This is a genomic window from Streptococcus sp. 1055 (assembly GCF_013276815.1).
GTDB lineage: Bacteria > Bacillota > Bacilli > Lactobacillales > Streptococcaceae > Streptococcus > Streptococcus pseudopneumoniae.
Window position 1 is genome coordinate 1 of the sequence record NZ_VMLT01000056.1, and the last position, 17,479, is coordinate 17,479.

At 38.2% G+C, this 17,479-nt stretch carries 20 protein-coding genes and 1 pseudogene; 4 read left to right on the top strand and 17 right to left on the bottom strand.

Annotated elements, in window-relative coordinates:
* Positions 1 to 241: 241 nt before the first annotated feature.
* From tnpA to HT699_RS05620, 5 genes are all read right to left on the bottom strand, one after another.
* On the bottom strand, positions 242 to 715 hold the full coding sequence (gene tnpA / locus HT699_RS05600; protein WP_138702772.1) for an IS200/IS605 family transposase: 474 nt from the start codon (positions 713 to 715) through the stop codon (positions 242 to 244).
* A gap of 178 nt (positions 716 to 893) precedes the next feature.
* Positions 894 to 2,891: a methionine--tRNA ligase gene (gene metG / locus HT699_RS05605; RefSeq protein ID WP_101514547.1), complete on the bottom strand. Its 1,998-nt coding sequence runs from the start codon at positions 2,889 to 2,891 to the stop codon at positions 894 to 896.
* A 123-nt stretch (positions 2,892 to 3,014) separates the two neighbouring features.
* Entirely contained in the window at positions 3,015 to 4,274 is a 1,260-nt protein-coding gene (locus tag HT699_RS05610; protein ID WP_101514546.1) for an ABC transporter permease, read from the bottom strand.
* 1 nt (position 4,275) lies between these two features.
* Complete coding sequence (locus tag HT699_RS05615; RefSeq protein WP_000811473.1) at positions 4,276 to 4,977, bottom strand: ABC transporter ATP-binding protein; 702 nt, start codon at positions 4,975 to 4,977, stop codon at positions 4,276 to 4,278.
* Positions 4,961 to 6,154, bottom strand: coding sequence for an efflux RND transporter periplasmic adaptor subunit (locus tag HT699_RS05620; RefSeq protein WP_023935835.1), 1,194 nt, complete (start codon positions 6,152 to 6,154; stop codon positions 4,961 to 4,963). The genes HT699_RS05615 and HT699_RS05620 overlap by 17 nt, the downstream gene beginning before the upstream one ends.
* Positions 6,155 to 6,441: 287 nt before the next feature.
* Between HT699_RS05620 and gor the strand changes: the two genes are divergently transcribed.
* A complete protein-coding gene (gene gor, locus HT699_RS05625; protein ID WP_172934165.1) occupies positions 6,442 to 7,788 on the top strand; it encodes a glutathione-disulfide reductase in 1,347 nt (448 codons plus the stop codon).
* Between the two features lie 165 nt (positions 7,789 to 7,953).
* Here gor and HT699_RS05630 read toward each other — a convergent pair whose 3' ends face one another.
* The 4 genes from HT699_RS05630 to HT699_RS05645 form a co-directional block, all read right to left on the bottom strand.
* Entirely contained in the window at positions 7,954 to 8,454 is a 501-nt protein-coding gene (locus HT699_RS05630; RefSeq protein WP_166731828.1) for a hypothetical protein, read from the bottom strand.
* Entirely contained in the window at positions 8,451 to 9,074 is a 624-nt protein-coding gene (locus HT699_RS05635; protein ID WP_166731829.1) for an ATP-binding cassette domain-containing protein, read from the bottom strand. Before HT699_RS05635 ends, HT699_RS05630 begins: the two co-directional genes overlap by 4 nt.
* On the bottom strand, positions 9,071 to 11,053 hold the full coding sequence (locus HT699_RS05640) for an ABC transporter permease (RefSeq protein WP_172934166.1): 1,983 nt from the start codon (positions 11,051 to 11,053) through the stop codon (positions 9,071 to 9,073). Before HT699_RS05640 ends, HT699_RS05635 begins: the two co-directional genes overlap by 4 nt.
* A gap of 65 nt (positions 11,054 to 11,118) precedes the next feature.
* The gene (locus HT699_RS05645; protein ID WP_000746103.1) at positions 11,119 to 11,457 is read right to left on the bottom strand and encodes a hypothetical protein; all 339 of its coding nucleotides are present in this window, start codon (positions 11,455 to 11,457) and stop codon (positions 11,119 to 11,121) included.
* A 425-nt stretch (positions 11,458 to 11,882) separates the two neighbouring features.
* On the opposite strand from HT699_RS05645, the gene HT699_RS05650 reads away from it, so the two are divergent.
* A complete protein-coding gene (locus HT699_RS05650; protein WP_138702664.1) occupies positions 11,883 to 12,419 on the top strand; it encodes a biotin transporter BioY in 537 nt (178 codons plus the stop codon).
* A 203-nt stretch (positions 12,420 to 12,622) separates the two neighbouring features.
* Here HT699_RS05650 and HT699_RS05655 read toward each other — a convergent pair whose 3' ends face one another.
* On the bottom strand, positions 12,623 to 12,838 hold the full coding sequence (locus HT699_RS05655; RefSeq protein ID WP_000807422.1) for a YdbC family protein: 216 nt from the start codon (positions 12,836 to 12,838) through the stop codon (positions 12,623 to 12,625).
* Positions 12,839 to 12,936: 98 nt separating this feature from the next.
* Here HT699_RS05655 and HT699_RS05660 point away from each other — a divergent pair, with 98 nt between their 5' ends.
* Positions 12,937 to 13,257, top strand: a complete 321-nt coding sequence (locus tag HT699_RS05660) for a hypothetical protein (protein WP_050971470.1) — start codon at positions 12,937 to 12,939, stop codon at positions 13,255 to 13,257.
* 30 nt (positions 13,258 to 13,287) lie between these two features.
* On the opposite strand, the gene HT699_RS05665 is transcribed toward HT699_RS05660, so the two are convergent.
* The 7 genes and pseudogenes from HT699_RS05665 to rpsP form a co-directional block, all read right to left on the bottom strand.
* Positions 13,288 to 13,626 (bottom strand): ATP cone domain-containing protein, encoded by a 339-nt coding sequence (locus HT699_RS05665; protein WP_001196048.1) that lies wholly within the window; start codon positions 13,624 to 13,626, stop codon positions 13,288 to 13,290.
* 11 nt (positions 13,627 to 13,637) lie between these two features.
* On the bottom strand, positions 13,638 to 14,357 hold the full coding sequence (trmD, locus tag HT699_RS05670) for a tRNA (guanosine(37)-N1)-methyltransferase TrmD (RefSeq protein ID WP_050971471.1): 720 nt from the start codon (positions 14,355 to 14,357) through the stop codon (positions 13,638 to 13,640).
* The gene (gene rimM / locus HT699_RS05675; RefSeq protein WP_001105891.1) at positions 14,347 to 14,865 is read right to left on the bottom strand and encodes a ribosome maturation factor RimM; all 519 of its coding nucleotides are present in this window, start codon (positions 14,863 to 14,865) and stop codon (positions 14,347 to 14,349) included. The genes trmD and rimM overlap by 11 nt, the downstream gene beginning before the upstream one ends.
* A gap of 30 nt (positions 14,866 to 14,895) precedes the next feature.
* Positions 14,896 to 15,684, bottom strand: coding sequence for an alpha/beta hydrolase (locus HT699_RS05680; RefSeq protein WP_000819188.1), 789 nt, complete (start codon positions 15,682 to 15,684; stop codon positions 14,896 to 14,898).
* A gap of 142 nt (positions 15,685 to 15,826) precedes the next feature.
* Positions 15,827 to 16,076: pseudogene (locus HT699_RS11745) on the bottom strand (MazG nucleotide pyrophosphohydrolase domain-containing protein); the annotation flags it as partial.
* 184 nt (positions 16,077 to 16,260) lie between these two features.
* Complete coding sequence (gene kphA / locus HT699_RS05690; RefSeq protein WP_000379620.1) at positions 16,261 to 16,500, bottom strand: RNA-binding protein KphA; 240 nt, start codon at positions 16,498 to 16,500, stop codon at positions 16,261 to 16,263.
* A 19-nt stretch (positions 16,501 to 16,519) separates the two neighbouring features.
* Complete coding sequence (gene rpsP, locus HT699_RS05695; RefSeq protein WP_000268760.1) at positions 16,520 to 16,792, bottom strand: 30S ribosomal protein S16; 273 nt, start codon at positions 16,790 to 16,792, stop codon at positions 16,520 to 16,522.
* A gap of 169 nt (positions 16,793 to 16,961) precedes the next feature.
* Here rpsP and HT699_RS05700 point away from each other — a divergent pair, with 169 nt between their 5' ends.
* Positions 16,962 to 17,171 carry a hypothetical protein gene (locus tag HT699_RS05700; RefSeq protein ID WP_000953861.1) on the top strand — a complete coding sequence of 70 codons (210 nt, stop codon included), beginning with the start codon at positions 16,962 to 16,964 and terminating at the stop codon, positions 17,169 to 17,171.
* Positions 17,172 to 17,479: the final 308 nt, after the last annotated feature.

Here is a 17,479-nt window from a genome sequence, read left to right on the forward strand (position 1 = left end):
GTGTTTTGAGCTGACTTCGTCAGTTTCATCTACAACCTCAAAACGGTGTTTTGAGCAACCTGCGGCTAGCTTCCTAGTTTGCTCTTTGATTTTCATTGAGTGTAAGTCATAACCACCCGTGAAAACGGGTGGCTTGTACACCGGCTATAAGCCGTTTCTCTCCAGCGGCGTCTAAAGACGCTCGCTGAACTTCGTTCAGGTCGTGCTATATTACTTGACTAATGCCCGTCACAACGGGCTTTTACCTTGTTCTAAATCCGCCATCAGAAAACGGATCTTCATATTCTTTTACACTCAGCTTATCGAGTGCAATGTCATTCTTTTCCTGCTCGCAAATATATTTAGCTACGGTCTTTTCGTTTAGTCCAACGGTACTTACATAGTATCCCCTAGCCCAGAACTTTCGATTTCCATACTTATATTTTAAATTAGCGTGCTTATCAAATATCATCAATGCACTTTTGCTCTTGAGATACCCCATAAAATCGGAAATCGAAAGTTTGGGAGGTATCAGTACAAGCAGGTGTACATGGTCTGGCATCATATGACCTTCGATAATCTCCACGCCACGACAACCGCATAGATGTTTAATAATATCTATCAAATCCGACCTGACTTTGTAATATATCGCCTTACGGCGATACTTAGGTGTAAAAACTATATGATATTTGCACATCCATTTAGTATGTGATAAACTGTAACTGGTTTTAGCCATTTATTTTTCCTCCTTTATCTAACCTGAACAATTAGATTATACTTGGAAAAATAAATGGAAGCTAGAGGCCTTGTCAGCCACCAGCATAGCTGGTGGTTTTCTTGTTTTTCTCTACGAGAAAAACTGGCTTGAAGCCATAATAAAAAACAGAACTAGTATGAACTAGTCCTGTCTATTTTTACCCAATCACACTTCCGTTTGGTACAGCTGGATCAACTGTGAGAAGGGTTAATTTTCCATCATGTTCAGCTGATAGGATCATCCCTTGGCTGACATATTTCTTCATCATTTTACGTGGTTTGAGATTGGCAACGATTTGAACTTTCTTGCCGATCAATTCTTGTTCATTTGGATAGTATTTTGCAATTCCTGAGAGGATTTGACGATCTTCACCATCACCAGCATCCAAGCGGAATTGGAGCAACTTATCAGAACCTTCTACTTTAGACACTTCTTTGACTTCTGCGACACGGATTTCGACCTTATCAAAGTCTTCAAACTTGATTTCATCCTTGTTTAGTTTGAGTTCGACTTCGTCTGGATTCCATTCTTTTTCGACAGCTGGCTTGTTACCTTCCATTTGTTCCTTGATATAGGCGATTTCTTCTTCCATATCCAAACGTGGGAAGATTGGTGTTCCTTTGGCAACTACAGTCTCATCTGCCGGGAAGTCAGCCAAGCTCAAGTTTTCAAGGCTCGCTACTTCTTCCAAGCCAAGTTGAGTCAAGACTGCACGACTGGTTTCCATCATAAATGGCTCAATCAAGTGAGCTACAACACGAAGGCTGGCTGCCAAGTGGCTCATAACACTTGCCAATTGATCGCGGAGTGCTTCATCCTTAGCCAAGACCCATGGAGCTGTCTCGTCGATGTATTTGTTAGTACGAGAGATAAGGATCCAGACTGCTTCAAGTGCACGTGGATAGTCAACTGCTTCCATGTGTGTATGGTAGTCGGCGATTGATTGCTCTGCAACCTCAGCAAGAGCATTGTCAAACTCTGTTACACCCTCTACATAGGCTGGAATTTGCCCATCAAAGTACTTGTTAATCATAGAGACCGTACGGTTAAGGAGGTTCCCAAGGTCATTGGCCAATTCATAGTTGATACGGCCGACATAGTCTTCAGGAGTGAAGGTTCCGTCTGAACCAACTGGAAGGCTACGCATGAGGTAGTAACGAAGTGGGTCAAGCCCATAACGCTCTACCAACATTTCAGGGTAAACGACATTTCCTTTAGACTTAGACATTTTTCCGTCTTTCATGACAAACCAACCATGGGCAATCAAACGATCAGGTAATTTAACATCCAACATCATAAGAAGGATTGGCCAGTAGATAGAGTGGAAGCGAAGGATGTCTTTTCCTACCATATGGAAGACTGTTCCATTCCAGAACTTGTCAAAGTTACCATGTTCGTCTTGACCGTAGCCAAGAGCTGTCGCATAGTTAAGAAGGGCATCAATCCAAACATAGACAACGTGCTTAGGATTTGATGGGACTGGGACACCCCAGGTAAAGGTTGTACGAGAAACTGCCAAATCCTCTAAACCTGGCTCGATGAAGTTGCGAAGCATTTCATTCAGACGACCATCTGGAGTGATAAATTCAGGATGAGACTTGAAAAATTCGACCAAACGATCTTGGTATTTGCTAAGGCGAAGGAAGTATGATTCTTCGGATACCCATTCAACCTCGTGACCTGATGGAGCAATACCACCAGTCACATTTCCAGCTTCATCACGGAAAACTTCTGCCAGTTGGCTTTCTGTAAAGAATTCTTCGTCTGATACTGAATACCAACCAGAGTATTCACCCAAGTAGATATCATCTTGAGCAAGTAAGCGTTCAAAGACCTGTGCGACAACTTTTTCATGGTAGTCATCAGTTGTACGGATAAATTTATCGTATGAGATATCTAGTAATTTCCAGAGTTCTTTGACTCCAACTGCCATCCCATCAACATAGGCTTGTGGTGTAATGCCAGCTTCTTCAGCTTTCTGCTGGATCTTCTGACCATGTTCATCAAGACCTGTCAAATAAAAGACATCGTAGCCCATCAGGCGTTTGTAACGTGCTAGGACATCACAAGCAATGGTTGTGTAGGCAGAACCGATATGCAGTTTTCCAGATGGATAGTAAATCGGCGTTGTAATATAAAAATTCTTTTCAGACATAATTTTTCCTTTCCAGGCAAATGAAACCTGTTTTTCTAACACTTCATTATATCACATTTTTAAGGATTTTCGATAGGGAAATCCATACAAAAACAAGATAGACGAGTGTCCATCTTGTTGATCTTATTCATAACGAAGGGCTTCAATTGGATCAAGTTTCGATGCCTTGTTGGCTGGCAAGACCCCAAAAATCATACCCACACTAGCCGAAACTGCAAGACTAAATAGGGCAACTGGGATTGATACTCCAACTTCTATACCTTCTATTAAACCTTGCAGTAACAAACCTGCTAAGGCAGTTAAACCACTTGCAATTGTCAAGCCAATTAAGCCACCTAACAAGGTCAAAATCATGGATTCAATCAAAAACTGAATTAAAATATTGGCACGTGTTGCGCCCAAAGCCTTACGAAGACCAATCTCACGAGTGCGCTCTGTCACCGAAACCAGCATGATGTTCATGACACCAGTTCCTCCAACAAAGAGAGAAATCCCTGCGATGGAACTAATAATCGTCGTCATAAAACTAAACGATTGTTGAATTTCTGCAAATACAACGGACTCATCTGCCACCTGGTATTCTCCCTGTTGTAAGCCTGCAAGTTCTGTCATTTTTCGTGCCAGTTCTGGACCCAGAGTTGGGGTTAAACTGGTATCATTCACTCGAAAAACAATACTAGCTATTTCATCTACATTAAAATTCGCAGCAAGGGAGATATTGGTAGTAATAGGCAAGCCACCAAACCCATATATTTTTGACTTTTTAGCCTCCGGACTAGTATAAACCCCAATGACCCGGTAACTAAAATCATTGACTTCTACAACCTTGTTAATAGCCTCTTGAGGAGATTCAAATAAACTAATGGACAATTCCTCATCTAGCAAAATGACACTTGCAAACTCTTTGAAATCTTGCTCTCTCAGACTACGACCTGCAATAATTTCATTCTTAACAGCGTCCATGTAAGTTCTGTTTCCACCTGTCAAATTAGCATTCTCAACCTTTTTATCTTGATAGGTCAAGATGGCATTCGTTGAATTGGTTACATAGTAACTATCCACTCCCTTGAGTTTGGCTGCCTCTTGGACCCAGGATTCTTGCGGTTTTGGCGGTTCAACAGGAATTTCCTCTTCCTTTCCAGAAACCGTAAAAGCTGATTGTTTCTGAGTAAAAGACCCATCTTTACTTTTTTTAGGAGAGAAGAAGACGCTAATATTTTTCTGAGATTTGGTCATATCTTTATTAACTTGACGAGATAGGGAATCTCCCAAAGCCATAATCACAACAACTGATGAAACACCGATAATAATCCCAATCATGGTAAGCAAAGAACGCATCTTGTGAGCCATGATAGATGAAAAGGCAAATTTCAGATTCTGCATCTTAGTTTTCCTCCTTTCCTAACTGAGCACTGTCAGATGAAATGACTCCATCTCGAATGATAATCTGACGTTTAGCATAGGCAGCAATCTCAGGCTCATGCGTTACCATGATAATGGTTTTTCCTTCTTTGTTCAAGTCAACCAATAGTTGCATAATTTGATTCCCTGTTTTGGTATCCAAGGCTCCTGTCGGTTCGTCCGCTAGGATAATAGAAGGATTGTTTACCAAGGCACGAGCAATAGCCACACGTTGCTTTTGACCACCAGATAATTCCGAAGGCAAATGGTGACTACGTTCTGTCAATTCAACCTTGTCTAAATACTCCTCAGCCAACTTGCGCCGTTTTGAAGACGAAACTCCTGCGTAAATCAAGGGCAATTCTACATTTTGCAGAGCATTGAGCTTCGATAGAAGAAAGAACTGCTGAAAGACAAAACCGATTTGTTGGTTACGAACCTTGGCTAATTGTTTTTCACCCAGTCCAGCCACTTCTTGGCCTTCAAGATAATACTCTCCACTGGTTGGTGTATCCAACATGCCAATCGTATTCATCAGAGTGGACTTCCCAGAACCAGATGGTCCCATGATGGCAACAAATTCACCCTCATTCACTTCTAGATTGATGTTTTTGAGAACCTGCAGTTCTTGGTCACCATTGCGATAGCTTCTGCAGATATTTTTTAGACTAATTAGTTGCTTCATCAGCCTTCACCTCTTTTCCTTCTTCCAAGGAAGATGTTGGATTACTGATGACCTTAGCGCCATTTGTCAAACCAGAAGTGATTTCTTGATTTTCTGCGTCAGCATTTCCCAATGAAACCTCAACTTTTTTAGCCTTTTGTTGTTCATCCACAATCCAGACATAATTTTTACTATCATCCATTACTAGACTGCTGACAGGAACAAGAATAGCCTTGGTTTTGCTTTTAACCTCAATGTTGACAGAAAAACCTTGTTTCAAATCACCAACTTCGCCTGTCACATCAATAGTATAAGGGTATTTAGAACCTGTATTAGCCCCAGCTGCTGGACTAGCTGCTTCACCATTGTTTTTAGGATAGTCAGAAATATAGCTTAATTTCCCAGTCCATTTTTTATCAGGATATACTTTAGAAGTAAAGCTTACTTCTTGACCTACAGAAAGGTTGGCTAGATTGTACTCAGACAATTCTCCCTTGACTTGTAAATTTTCATTGCTGACAATATGAACCATAACTTGACTCGCCCCTGTTGGAGATTTAGAAACATTGCTATTGACTTCGACTACAGTTCCCTCTAGGGTACTGAGAACAGTTGTTGCATCCAATTGACTTTGAGCCTTGCTTAATTGCGCTGCAGCATCTGCACGCGCATCACGGGCATCACCCAATTGAGCGTCAATAGAAGCAACAGAATTTCCAGCAACTGGAGTTGGACTTTGCACCGTTACATCTTCTCCTCCTGCTGGTGCAGGTAACTGGGGAGCTGAAGCAGCTTCATTTCGTGCTTGGTTGAGTTCGTTGATATGACGGTCTGCCTTCGCAACTGCTCGACTCGCTGAATCATAGGCCGCCTGGGCTTCTGAACTACTGTACTTGACTAAAGCCTGCCCTTCGCTGACCTTATCCCCCACAGAAACAAGGATTTCGTCTAAATCTCCCTTGCTAGCATCAAAATAAACGTATTGTTCATTTTTTGCCGTTACTGTTCCTGATAATAAAACAGAGGATGCCACGCTTCCTTCCTTGGCAACAACAAGATGAGTAGGTTCATCTTTTACAGCGGTTTGCGAGGGTTGTCTAAAGAGTAAAATCCCCCCGGCACCCAATACAACTACACTCGCAGCACCGATGGCTGCATACAGTTGCCACTTTTTAGCTTTACCATTCTTTTTCTTCATAATGAAACTCCTTTTCTTTTTTACAATACTTTGCTATTATACCAAATTTCCCTCCAGCAAACAATGCAGTTCAGATGGAAATAATGACAGTTCAGGATTAAACAATCGTTCGGAAATCCTCCTTTTCTATTGTACTAGTTATATGATACACTATCTTGACTTATTTGGCAAGCTTTTTTGCAATTTTTTGTGCGTAGCAGATTTTTGCAATCAAATCAAAAAAAAGATAGAATATGACTATCAAAAAATGACACTCGACTATTTAAAAGAGTACAAAGGAGTTTTCAATGAGAGAATACGATATCATCGCTATCGGTGGAGGTAGCGGAGGAATTGCCACCATGAACCGTGCTGGTGAACATGGAGCCAAAGCGGCCGTTATTGAAGAAAAGAAACTAGGTGGAACCTGTGTCAATGTCGGCTGCGTTCCTAAAAAAATCATGTGGTACGGGGCGCAAATCGCTGAGACTTTCCATCAATTTGGAGAAGACTACGGCTTTAAGACTACTGATCCTAACTTTGACTTTGCTACCCTACGTCGCAATCGTGAAGCTTACATCGATCGCGCTCGTTCTTCTTATGATGGCAGTTTTAAACGCAACGGCGTAGAGCTGATCGAAGGTCATGCTGAATTTGTAGATTCTCATACTGTCAGCGTAAATGGTGAACTGATTCGTGCTAAACATATCGTGATTGCTACAGGTGCCCATCCAAGTATTCCTAATATTCCTGGTGCTGAGCTAGGTGGCTCTTCTGATGATGTATTTGCCTGGGAAGAATTGCCAGAGTCAGTTGCTATTCTAGGCGCGGGTTATATTGCCGTTGAATTGGCTGGCGTACTCCACACTTTTGGTGTCAAGACAGACCTCTTTGTTCGCCGCGATCGTCCTTTACGTGGTTTTGATTCCTACATCGTTGAAGGTTTGGTCAAGGAAATGGAAAGAACAAACTTACCACTTCATACTCACAAAGTCCCTGCCAAGTTAGAAAAAACTGCTGACGGCATTACCATTCATTTCGAAGATGGTACTAGTCACACAGCTAGCCAAGTTATCTGGGCTACAGGCCGCCGTCCAAACGTTAAGGGATTGCAACTTGAAAAAGCTGGAGTCACTCTGAACGAACGTGGCTTTATCCAAGTGGATGAATACCAAAATACTGTTGTTGAGGGACTCTATGCTCTAGGTGATGTAACGGGCGAGAAAGAACTGACTCCAGTTGCAATCAAGGCCGGACGTACCCTATCTGAACGTCTCTTTAACGGAAAAACTACTGCAAAAATGGATTACTCAACTATTCCAACTGTTGTCTTTTCACACCCTGCTATCGGAACTGTCGGATTGACAGAAGAGCAAGCTATCAAAGAATATGGTCAAGACCAAATCAAGGTTTATAAATCAAGCTTTGCATCTATGTACTCTGCTTGCACTCGCAACCGTCAAGAATCCCGTTTCAAACTCATAACAGCTGGTTCAGAAGAAAAAGTTGTCGGACTTCATGGAATTGGCTACGGCGTTGATGAAATGATTCAGGGATTTGCCGTTGCTATCAAAATGGGAGCAACCAAGGCTGACTTTGATGCAACTGTGGCAATTCACCCAACTGCATCTGAAGAATTTGTAACCATGCGTTAATCGAAACAAAAGAAGCAAAGCAAAAAACACTTCTAAATATCAAAAAGCGAGTATTTCCGTAGTTTGAGATACTCGTTTTCTTATGTTTTATTTTATAGTATGTTGAAGTAAGATATGCAAAAATCAATTAACAAACCATAGCAAAATACAAGGATTATAATACAATCATTTATTCTTTTCTTTAAAAGATTCATATATTTTTTTATATAACTCTTTTATATCTTTTTTCTGAGAATTCAACTCTTCTTTACCGTAGTCAAAGTTTGCTACCACAAATCCCTCGTCAGCATCAGAAAAAGTAAAAAACTCTATTTCAATTAGTTTATTATGCTTAGAGTCCTCTATGGTGTCTCCTAAACCATTATTGAATTTCTTCACTTCTTCTTCACGAACTCCGAACCCCGTAGCAGCTCCATTTACAATGATGTTTGAAAATACTTCTTCTGAAGATGATACTTCTTTCACAGTTATGAAGTATATAGCTTCTTCCGTTTCTACTTGTCTCACTTTATTCCATTTTTCTGTGTCACTAGAAGAAAGCGTATAGATTGTTAACTCTACCGTTGGCTTATTGATATTTTCTTTTGTAATCATTTGTTTTCCAAAAAAGAAAATGGCAAGTGCCCCAGTTACAAAGATCAAAGCAATATAAATTTTCTTTTTCATAACTTATACCCTATATCTTTCATGTCAATTATCACATCAACTTCGTTATAGACAGCTGGATCATGCGTCGCTATAATGACATATTTATCTTCAGCTATTTCATTCAATAATAAGCGAATGATTTCTTTTCCAATCTCACCATCTAAAGCTCCTGTGGGCTCATCTGCTAAAATAATTTTACGTGGTTTCATTAACATTCTGGCAATAGCTACACGTTGAGCCTGCCCTCCAGACAATTCATATATTTTTTGATGTAAATAGTCACTTGACAGTCCTACTTTTTCAAGTACGTCAGTTATTGTTTTTTTGTCTTTAGTGATAAGGCTCAGATTATCATATACTGTTTTGTTATCTATTAAAGAATAATTCTGAAATACATATCCAACAGTATTTTTAAAAAAAGTTCTTTCTTTTATCTTCCAAATATCTTGTTTATCAACTAAAACATTCCCACTGTCAATTTTTTCTAATCTTCCTATAATATTAAGAAGGGTACTTTTACCGGAGCCAGAACCTCCAATCAATGCATAGCTTTTTCCAGATTCAAATATTAAATTTAAGTCTGTAAAGATCTTCTTTGAGCCGAAACTTTTTGAAACGTTCAAAAGGTCAATTGTCATGATTCATCTCCTTTTAAAATTTTAGTGTAGCTTTCAGATAATTTTCTAAAACTCATTATGATCGACAACATCAAAACTAGCAGAGAAGCCGCTCCAATATATAGCAACTCTATTTGTCCTGTCATCAGAAATGTAAATAGAATAACCATTGTAATAGTCATCATAAAATATTTGAGACTTGAAATTGCTATATATGTTTTTGACAGACCCAAAATGATTTTTTTCACATATTCATTCTGTTTTAGAGTAATAAAAAGTTGGACATATTGATAAATGAGTATAAAGACAATACTGTAAATTATCTTCTGCAAGATTTGTGAAAGTAAAATTTGGTGCTCTAAGGATTGAATCTTTAATTTCACAATTTGGTAAACATCTACTGGATTCATTGAGAAATTCAACGGGACAGTCATCTCATTTATTTTTTTTACCGCTTCAGGACTAAAAAGAGATTTATATAGTATGTTACTAGCCAAAGAAAACTTATTATTTTCCATCATTTTGTCCGTATCTAACACAACAACTATATTATCTTTGCTATCTGCTAGACTTTCCATTGGTAAAATATCTTTATTTTTATGATCGATATCAGCATCCTCATTGAAATAAAAAATTTTATTACCATCAGGAATTATTTGTACTGCAAGCTGTTCTTTTGTATAGTTTGTTCCAATAAATTGTTCTGCTACAACTGTATTCTCAATAGATTTCTGGTTTTCTTTCCACTTCTCAGGAATATAAATGGTTGCTATCTTATTATCTAAAAGATGATAGTTTGTTCCATTCACTTTATTTTGTAGGTTAGCACCTGTTTGATTAATATAAATCAACTCTTTATTTATTTCTGGATTCGTTATTCCGTCATTTTCTAATTGTTTAGAAAAGTCTTCTAAAACATGAGATGTTTTCATAAAATCTGGAACATATGCCGAAGATCGTTCAATATATAAGAAATCTAAGTTTTTTAAGGCAGCAACTATCTGTAGATACTGACCATCTGAATCACTAACTTCTCCATTTTTAGCAGAGTTACTTTCAATTCCAAGGAACTCAATCCTTCTCCAGTCTTTTACTGTGTCCCACGGTACTAAATTCTGTATTTGTATGTTCATACTAGATTGACTACTCTTTGTTTCTTGTAAAAAAACTCCTGAGACAAGGATAATAATCGAAATAATAGCAAGCCATACGACAAAAATAAGCTTGTTTTTTGCCTTGTTTTTGATAATTTCAATGGGCTTTTCAATCTGAATCGTCGACCAAAATAAAACAAAGGTGATGAGATCAATGATTTGAAATAGTATAAAATTCGTTAAAAGCAGAGAGAAAAATAACTTAGAACTATAAGTGAAGAAACCATTTCCCAAAAAAGAACTGTAAGAAATCATCAATAAAGCCATCATAATCAGTTCAAAAATAAGAGAAATCACATACTCTCTTCTAAGATCGTATACAGGCAAGCCCAAAGAACGTCGTATCACTCCTTCTTTGATCTGCCTCGTCCTAACAACAAATAAAACAACTAATAAAGTTAAGTAAATGGAACCCATTAACAGTATTCTTAAAGTTCCAGTGAATTGTAATATTCCTCCTATATACCAAGGATAAGCCATATAGACTGTTTGCAGCCCCGTCATCGTAAGTGGTTTCAAACTATCTACATCCATTTTCCCAAGGGTATAATACATCCCTATTATTGGTGCTGACTTTAATTGTTCATTATTTACATCATCAAAATTTACATACTTCAACTGACCCGAACTCTGAACGATTGGCTTGTAAATGGTAACCTTTTCCGTTTTTGATAAGTCACGAACCATTTCATATATTTCGTTATTAGAAAGATTACTTTTCCCTTGAATAGAGAAAGCACCATCAATTGGTAAAGGTATGGGGATTTCGGTATCACTAATAGTGACCAGACCAATTGTAGCAATCAAACAAAAGAAGAATCCAATGATACATAATTTTAATTTCATAAGCAATTACCATATTACAAAAGACCCTATTTTATAATTGGGTCTCCTGTTTTCATAAATTATTTTTAAAATCTATAATAATCCCAATATGCATTTAAGCGAACATCGTTCCAAGATTTTGTTGCACTTGAATATGCCCATCCATAATCTTTTTTATCCTGAGCTTTAACTGTTCCCCAAAAATTCGTTACTGAAGATTTTGAACCAATATTATCTGGAGACTTAACAAAGTAATTCGAATAACCATAGTTATCATTTACACCATATTCCCATACATCAATAATCGGATATGGAGCAGGGTGTGCTGTAGTTGCACTAACAACACTAGCTGCAGTAGCAAAGCTAAAACTGAAAACACTTGCAGCTAGAAAAACAGATGCTTTCTTATTAATTCTTTTTTTCATTTTACTTCTCCTTGAATTTAAATATTTGATGAAGATTAAATAATAGTCTCTTTTTAGTCCCTCCATATTACTTTAATATGAATTGATTATATTTAGGTTTTTAATCACCGTTATAGTATCTAGAGTCGTTAAAATATCTCATAACTACCCCTCCTTTTAAAATTGAACACATCTAAATGCATCCGTTTACATTTTTAATATAACACTTATTTTTTACTTTGTCAAGTATTTACTAGTATATTTTTTATTAATAAAATAGGATTATCTATACAGACAATTTTCGAATCAACAAAAAAATTATCCAACTTAACCAATAAGCAAAATCGGCCGTTACAGTTTTTGTTACCTTGTTTTAAAAAATTGGTTGACAATGATTCCTCTATGAGTATAATAGTTACTATACATCAGAAAAGAGGTTAACTATTTTGAAAAAAGCTCACATTTATGCTATCCCTGCTATTGGGGCTGCTCTCATTGCTGTTTTGGCACAAATCAGTCTTCCAGTTGGACCTGTTCCCTTCACTCTGCAAAACTTTGCAATCGGCTTGATTGCTACTGTCTTTAGACCGAGAGAGGCTGTACTTTCTGCTGGACTCTATCTTCTTCTAGGTGCTATCGGTCTTCCTGTGTTTGCAGGAGGTGGAGCTGGTTTTCAGGCTTTAGTTGGCCCTACTGCAGGCTATCTTTGGTTTTATCTCGTTTACTCTGGACTTACTTCCTCTCTAACCAACAGCAAGAGCGGAATTGTCAATATTTTTCTTGCAAATCTCTTGGGTGATGCCCTTGTCTTTGTCGGAGGGATTCTCAGCTTGCATTTTCTAGCTGGAATGGCATTTGAAAAAGCTCTTGTTGTGGGGGTCATTCCCTTTATCATTCCAGACCTTGGTAAACTTCTAGCTATTAGTTTGATTAGTCGTCCTCTACTTCAACGCCTTAAAAATCAGGCTTACTTCGCTAACTAAAAAAGGATATCGAGTTGCCATGACTCAATATCCTTTTCTTTCATTTTGAAAACTTATATTCTTCAAAAATTTCTTCAAACACGTCAGCTTCACCTTGGATTATATATGTGACTGACTTCGTCAGTCTTATCTACAACCTCAAAGCAGTGCTTTGAGCAACCTGCGGCTAGCTTCCTAGTTTGCTCTTTGATTTTCATCGAGTATTAGTTACCTTTAAAAGCATCCACCATCGTTTGAAATTCTTCATTGGAGAGAGTAATCCCTTTGCCCATTTTAGTATGATCTGGACTCCAAGCACGAATATCAAACTTCGCAGGGGCTCCATTAAAGCTCACACGGTTGATTTCCTTAGTCCAACCTTTTTCGTTTTCAGAAAGAGTCAACAAGTGCTCTTCGATTTCAAATGTAAATTCTGCCATTTTCTTCTCCTTTTTTAGCTTTCATCTGATTATTCGTAAAATCTTGTAGATTTTAGGAAAATTTTATATAATATTGATATAAAAGAAGGGAGGCCAATATGAGACATAAATTCCAGCAAGTTCTAGGTAAAATACATGACTTTTTAAATGGACATGACCAACCTGACCAGACTGAAAGCAACTCCCTTACAGCCACTATTGAAGAGGCTATCCAGAAACAAACTGCTGTTCACCTTATCTTGTCTGAGACAAGCTTTACAGGTGACATCATCAAATACAATCAGCAAGGACAGCAAATTATAGTTAAAAATTTTGCTAAAAATGTAAGCCGTATTATCCGCATAAGCGATATTCAACGCCTGCGATTTGTCCCTTCAACCGTCCAAACAGCCCAAAAAAATAGATTTAAGAAAGAGTGAGATGTAGTTGCTTCATCCCACTCTTTTTTCTTAGCGAACTTGTTCAAAATGTAAATGAACCGCGATATGATCTCCATAACCACTTCTTTCCAAGTCACGTTGTAGACGATAGGAAATGTAGTGTTCTGCAATGGTAATGTAACCTGCACCCAGTAGACGATGTTCAACCATAGACTGAATCATGCTAATGGTAGCACGTTCCACCTTGGCCTCTTCCAAATCCAAAACCACTTTCTTAGTGACTTGAGCAAGATTTTGACGCAAGTCATCTGTCAATACATAGACAGTCTGGGCTGCCTTTAAGATGGCTTGGTAAATCTTGTCTGGATTAAATTCAGCAATTTCACCATTACGTTTGATTACTTGCATAGGTTTCTCCTTTATTCTGTGTTTTCTTTGATTTCTGCCAGCATTTTTTCTTCTTCTGCTGTCAGTTGATAATGTTCAAGCAAATCTGGTCTGCGTTCATAGGTTTTCTTTAAACTCTCATACAGGCGCCACTGACGAATCTTTTCATGGTGACCACTCATCAATACATCTGGCACAACCATTCCTCGATAATCATAGGGACGTGTGTATTGAGGGTATTCGAGAAGGCCAGAAGAAAAACTATCATCTTGGTGGCTAGACTCCTTGCCAATCACTTCTGGAATCAGGCGTACCGTAGCATCAATCATAGTCATGGCCGCCAATTCTCCTCCAGTCAAGACATAGTCTCCCAGGGAGATCTCATCTGTCACCAAAATCTTAATGCGCTCATCATAACCCTCGTAGTGCCCACAGATAAAGATTAACTCTTCCTCTTGAGCCAAATCCTCTGCATAGGCTTGATCAAACTGCTTTCCAGCTGGATCAAGGAGAATCACGCGCGGATTCTTTTTTTCAATAGTATCAAAAGCATCAAAAATAGGTTGGGCTCGGAGCAGCATCCCCTGACCGCCTCCATATGGTTCATCATCGACGTGACGGGCCTTTTCAGCCTTTTCTCGAAAATTATGATACTGGATATCCAAGAGCCCTTTTTCTCGAGCCTTTCCAACGATTGAGTGCTCCAGTGGAGAAAACATCTCTGGAAAGAGGGTTAAAATATCAATCTTCATCGTCTAACCCTTCTAAGATTTCCACGTTGACCCGTTTATTTGGAATATCAACATTGAGAACCACTGGTGGGATATAAGGCAAGAGCAAGTCACGCTTGCCTTTTCGCTTGACCACCCAGACATCGTTAGCACCTGGTTGCAGGATTTCCTTGATGGTTCCAATCAAATTATCACCCTCATAGACTTCCAAACCGATAATCTCGTGATAATAAAATTCACCATCGTCTAAATCGTTTAAATCTTCCTCAGCGACCTTGAGACTGTATCCCTTGTACTTTTCGATAGCGTTGATATGGTACATATCTTTGAATTTAATAATGTCAAAGTTCTTCTGTTTACGGTGGCTAGCAATGGTCACTGTTTGAACAAACTGATCTTTTTCATCAAACAAAGCTAGCTCAGCCCCTTTTTTAAACCGTTCTTCTGCAAAATCCGTCACAGACAAGACTCGCATCTCACCCTGCAACCCTTGCGTATTGACGATTTTCCCAACATTAAAGTAGTTCATCTTGTCTCCTGTAGTCTCCTTCTTTCCATCTTATTCTGACAATTCTCGAATAATAGTCGCAATTTTTTCGGATTCAGACCACTGTAAATAATGGTGATTCCCTCCTAAAATGAGTCTAGCATTGGAAGTCCAATATTCTGATTCTCTGTACTCTTTTTCTCTGTAAGGCTGACAAAAAACAAATACAGGGATACAATCTGGTATTGATACATCCTCAAAATCTTCCTCAGTAATCTCTCCAGATATCTGAAATCCTGGATCTTGATTTTCCAACTCTGAACCTTTTTCTTGCATTATTTCCCAGATTTCTTTATTCGTTTCAGGACTAAATGTTGCTTGAGTTAAGTTCTTAAAATAAAGTTCAGGACCACACTCATCAATCAGCCTCATCTGCTCTTCCATTTCTGGATAAGGATTTTCTGAAAAATCAGCAAACATGACGTTTTTAGTTGTCGGTTCAATTGCTACTAAAGCCTGACACTTAATTGGTTTGTTGAGCAATTTGCAAGCTAAAATTCCACTCAAACTATGTACACAAAGTATATATTCAGAAATCACCAATTCTTCAAGTACTTCATAAACTGCATCTGCAAGATTATCCAGATTTTTTCCAGCTTGGTCATGAATCGGACTTCTACCTGTGTTCGGAAAATCAATTGTCAAATAACCAATTGTGGACGGAAGTTTTTCGAGTATAAGTGAAAAATTTTCATAACTTGGTAGCAAACCTGCTCCGTTTAGACAAATTAGCACTTTCTTTTGCTTTTGATAAGTAACAGAGAGACTACCAATTTCTGTAGATACTTCAAACCTCTTCATAAAGAAATCCACTCATTCTATATAATGAATTATTAAAAGTCCTTATCCTTTATTTTATCATGTTTCAAGGATTTTCTCAAGTTGGAGGAAGAGGACATCAATTCTCCTTCACCTTCAAAAATCCTTCCAAATCACGTTCATGTTAGTACTTAATGGCTGCAGTCTTATCTTTCTCAAAGATAGTCTTGGTAAGGTCAATATGGTTGATGGCGACGATTGCGACGGTGTAGTGAATGATATCAGTCAGTTCTCTGGCAAGTTCCTCGTTCGAATCCTATCCCTTCTTTTCGACCAGAGCGCCTATTCAAAACCTCGGCTACTTCTCCGACTTCCTCCACTAGCTTGATAAAAAGACCTTCCTCAGTTCGAGACTACTGGTAATGTTCGAGTAATACTCTTCGAAAATCTCTTCAAACTACGTCAGCTTCACCTTGCCGTACTCCAGTACAGCCTGCGGCTAGCTTCCTAGTTTGCTCTTTGATTTTCATTGAGTATAACTAGTCTTGTAATTGTCTAAACGTTAAATATTTCATCTTCTATTCCTCGCAAAAAAGCGAGACATTTGTCCCGCTCTTCTTATTTTTCGTCAATAACGATTCTTACTTTTTTGTCTTCAGTTGGGACAGAGTAGACAATCGTTCTTATCGCAGAAATAGTGCGACCCTTACGACCGATTACACGACCCACATCGCTTTGATCAAGATTCAAATGATATTCCAAAAACTCTGGTGTATCTTCAATCTTGATAGTTAAGGCATCTGGTTGTGAAATCAAGGGTTTCACAATCGCAATAATGAGATTTTCAATCGTATCCATCTGTCAACCTACTTTAAACTTATTTTGAGAATTTAGAATCGTGGAATTTCTTCAATACACCTTCTTTTGAAAGGATGTTGCGAACTGTATCTGAAGGTTGAGCTCCATCAGCCAACCATGCAAGAACGCGGTCTTCTTTCAAAGTTACTTGGTTTTCAGCAACAAGTGGGTTGTAAGTTCCAACTGTTTCGATGAAACGTCCGTCACGTGGTGAACGTGAATCTGCTACGTTGATACGGTAGAAAGGTTTTTTCTTAGAACCCATACGAGTCAAACGGATTTTAACTGCCATTTTTAAAGTCTCATTTCTTTAATTTTTTATTTCGGTGAAATAGCTGAGCTATTTAGCACATGTTCTATTATAGCAGATTTCTGGCATGTGTCAAGAAAAAAACTTGACAGACTATAAATTTCTTCAAGTATTTAGAAATTTGTTAGAATAGGAAATAAATGTTTGAAAGATGCTATCCGTGAATACTATTTTAGAAAAATTTTATAAAGAACACCAAGTCAAACCCTTCATATCGCCTGAACGAGATTTGGATACTTGGCTCCTAAGTCCCAAGCCCGTTCCCAAGCGAAATATGAACTTATTAGCAGATGATTCACTAGCAGGAGATATCATTTTACTATGGAGAATCCAGTTTGGTACTTTTACCACTGAAACATGATTTTAAAAACTCCCATTCGAATATGATTCAAAATTCGCTTAGAATCAATGTTTTCCCACTTTTTCAAAAAATAAATTTTCATCTAATTTAAATAACTTTCAATTAAGTGTGAATTTTGCTTAAAATCATAAAAAAACACCCCATGGTGTGAACCATAATACTCTTTGAAAATCTCTTCAAACCACGTCAACGTCGTCTTGCCGTAGGTATGGTTACTTACTTCGTCAGTCTTATCTACAACCTCAAAGCAGTTCTTTGAACAACCTGCGGCTAGCTTCCTAGTTTGCTCTTTGATTTTCATTTAGTAT

Coding starts and splice junctions, on each gene's coding strand:
- tnpA (WP_138702772.1), bottom strand. CDS start 715: ATGGCTAAAACCAGTTACAGTTTATCACATACTAAATGGATGTGCAAA.
- HT699_RS05660 (WP_050971470.1), top strand. CDS start 12,937: ATGAGACATAAATTCCAGCAAGTTCTAGGTAAAATACATGACTTTTTA.
- rpsP (WP_000268760.1), bottom strand. CDS start 16,792: ATGGCAGTTAAAATCCGTTTGACTCGTATGGGTTCTAAGAAAAAACCT.
- HT699_RS05680 (WP_000819188.1), bottom strand. CDS start 15,684: ATGAAGAGGTTTGAAGTATCTACAGAAATTGGTAGTCTCTCTGTTACT.
- HT699_RS05620 (WP_023935835.1), bottom strand. CDS start 6,154: ATGAAGAAAAAGAATGGTAAAGCTAAAAAGTGGCAACTGTATGCAGCC.
- HT699_RS05700 (WP_000953861.1), top strand. CDS start 16,962: ATGCTATCCGTGAATACTATTTTAGAAAAATTTTATAAAGAACACCAA.
- metG (WP_101514547.1), bottom strand. CDS start 2,891: ATGTCTGAAAAGAATTTTTATATTACAACGCCGATTTACTATCCATCT.
- HT699_RS05615 (WP_000811473.1), bottom strand. CDS start 4,977: ATGAAGCAACTAATTAGTCTAAAAAATATCTGCAGAAGCTATCGCAAT.
- kphA (WP_000379620.1), bottom strand. CDS start 16,500: ATGGATACGATTGAAAATCTCATTATTGCGATTGTGAAACCCTTGATT.
- HT699_RS05655 (WP_000807422.1), bottom strand. CDS start 12,838: ATGGCAGAATTTACATTTGAAATCGAAGAGCACTTGTTGACTCTTTCT.
- HT699_RS05640 (WP_172934166.1), bottom strand. CDS start 11,053: ATGAAATTAAAATTATGTATCATTGGATTCTTCTTTTGTTTGATTGCT.
- HT699_RS05610 (WP_101514546.1), bottom strand. CDS start 4,274: ATGCAGAATCTGAAATTTGCCTTTTCATCTATCATGGCTCACAAGATG.
- HT699_RS05665 (WP_001196048.1), bottom strand. CDS start 13,626: ATGCAAGTAATCAAACGTAATGGTGAAATTGCTGAATTTAATCCAGAC.
- HT699_RS05645 (WP_000746103.1), bottom strand. CDS start 11,457: ATGAAAAAAAGAATTAATAAGAAAGCATCTGTTTTTCTAGCTGCAAGT.
- gor (WP_172934165.1), top strand. CDS start 6,442: ATGAGAGAATACGATATCATCGCTATCGGTGGAGGTAGCGGAGGAATT.
- HT699_RS05635 (WP_166731829.1), bottom strand. CDS start 9,074: ATGACAATTGACCTTTTGAACGTTTCAAAAAGTTTCGGCTCAAAGAAG.
- HT699_RS05630 (WP_166731828.1), bottom strand. CDS start 8,454: ATGAAAAAGAAAATTTATATTGCTTTGATCTTTGTAACTGGGGCACTT.
- rimM (WP_001105891.1), bottom strand. CDS start 14,865: ATGAACTACTTTAATGTTGGGAAAATCGTCAATACGCAAGGGTTGCAG.
- trmD (WP_050971471.1), bottom strand. CDS start 14,357: ATGAAGATTGATATTTTAACCCTCTTTCCAGAGATGTTTTCTCCACTG.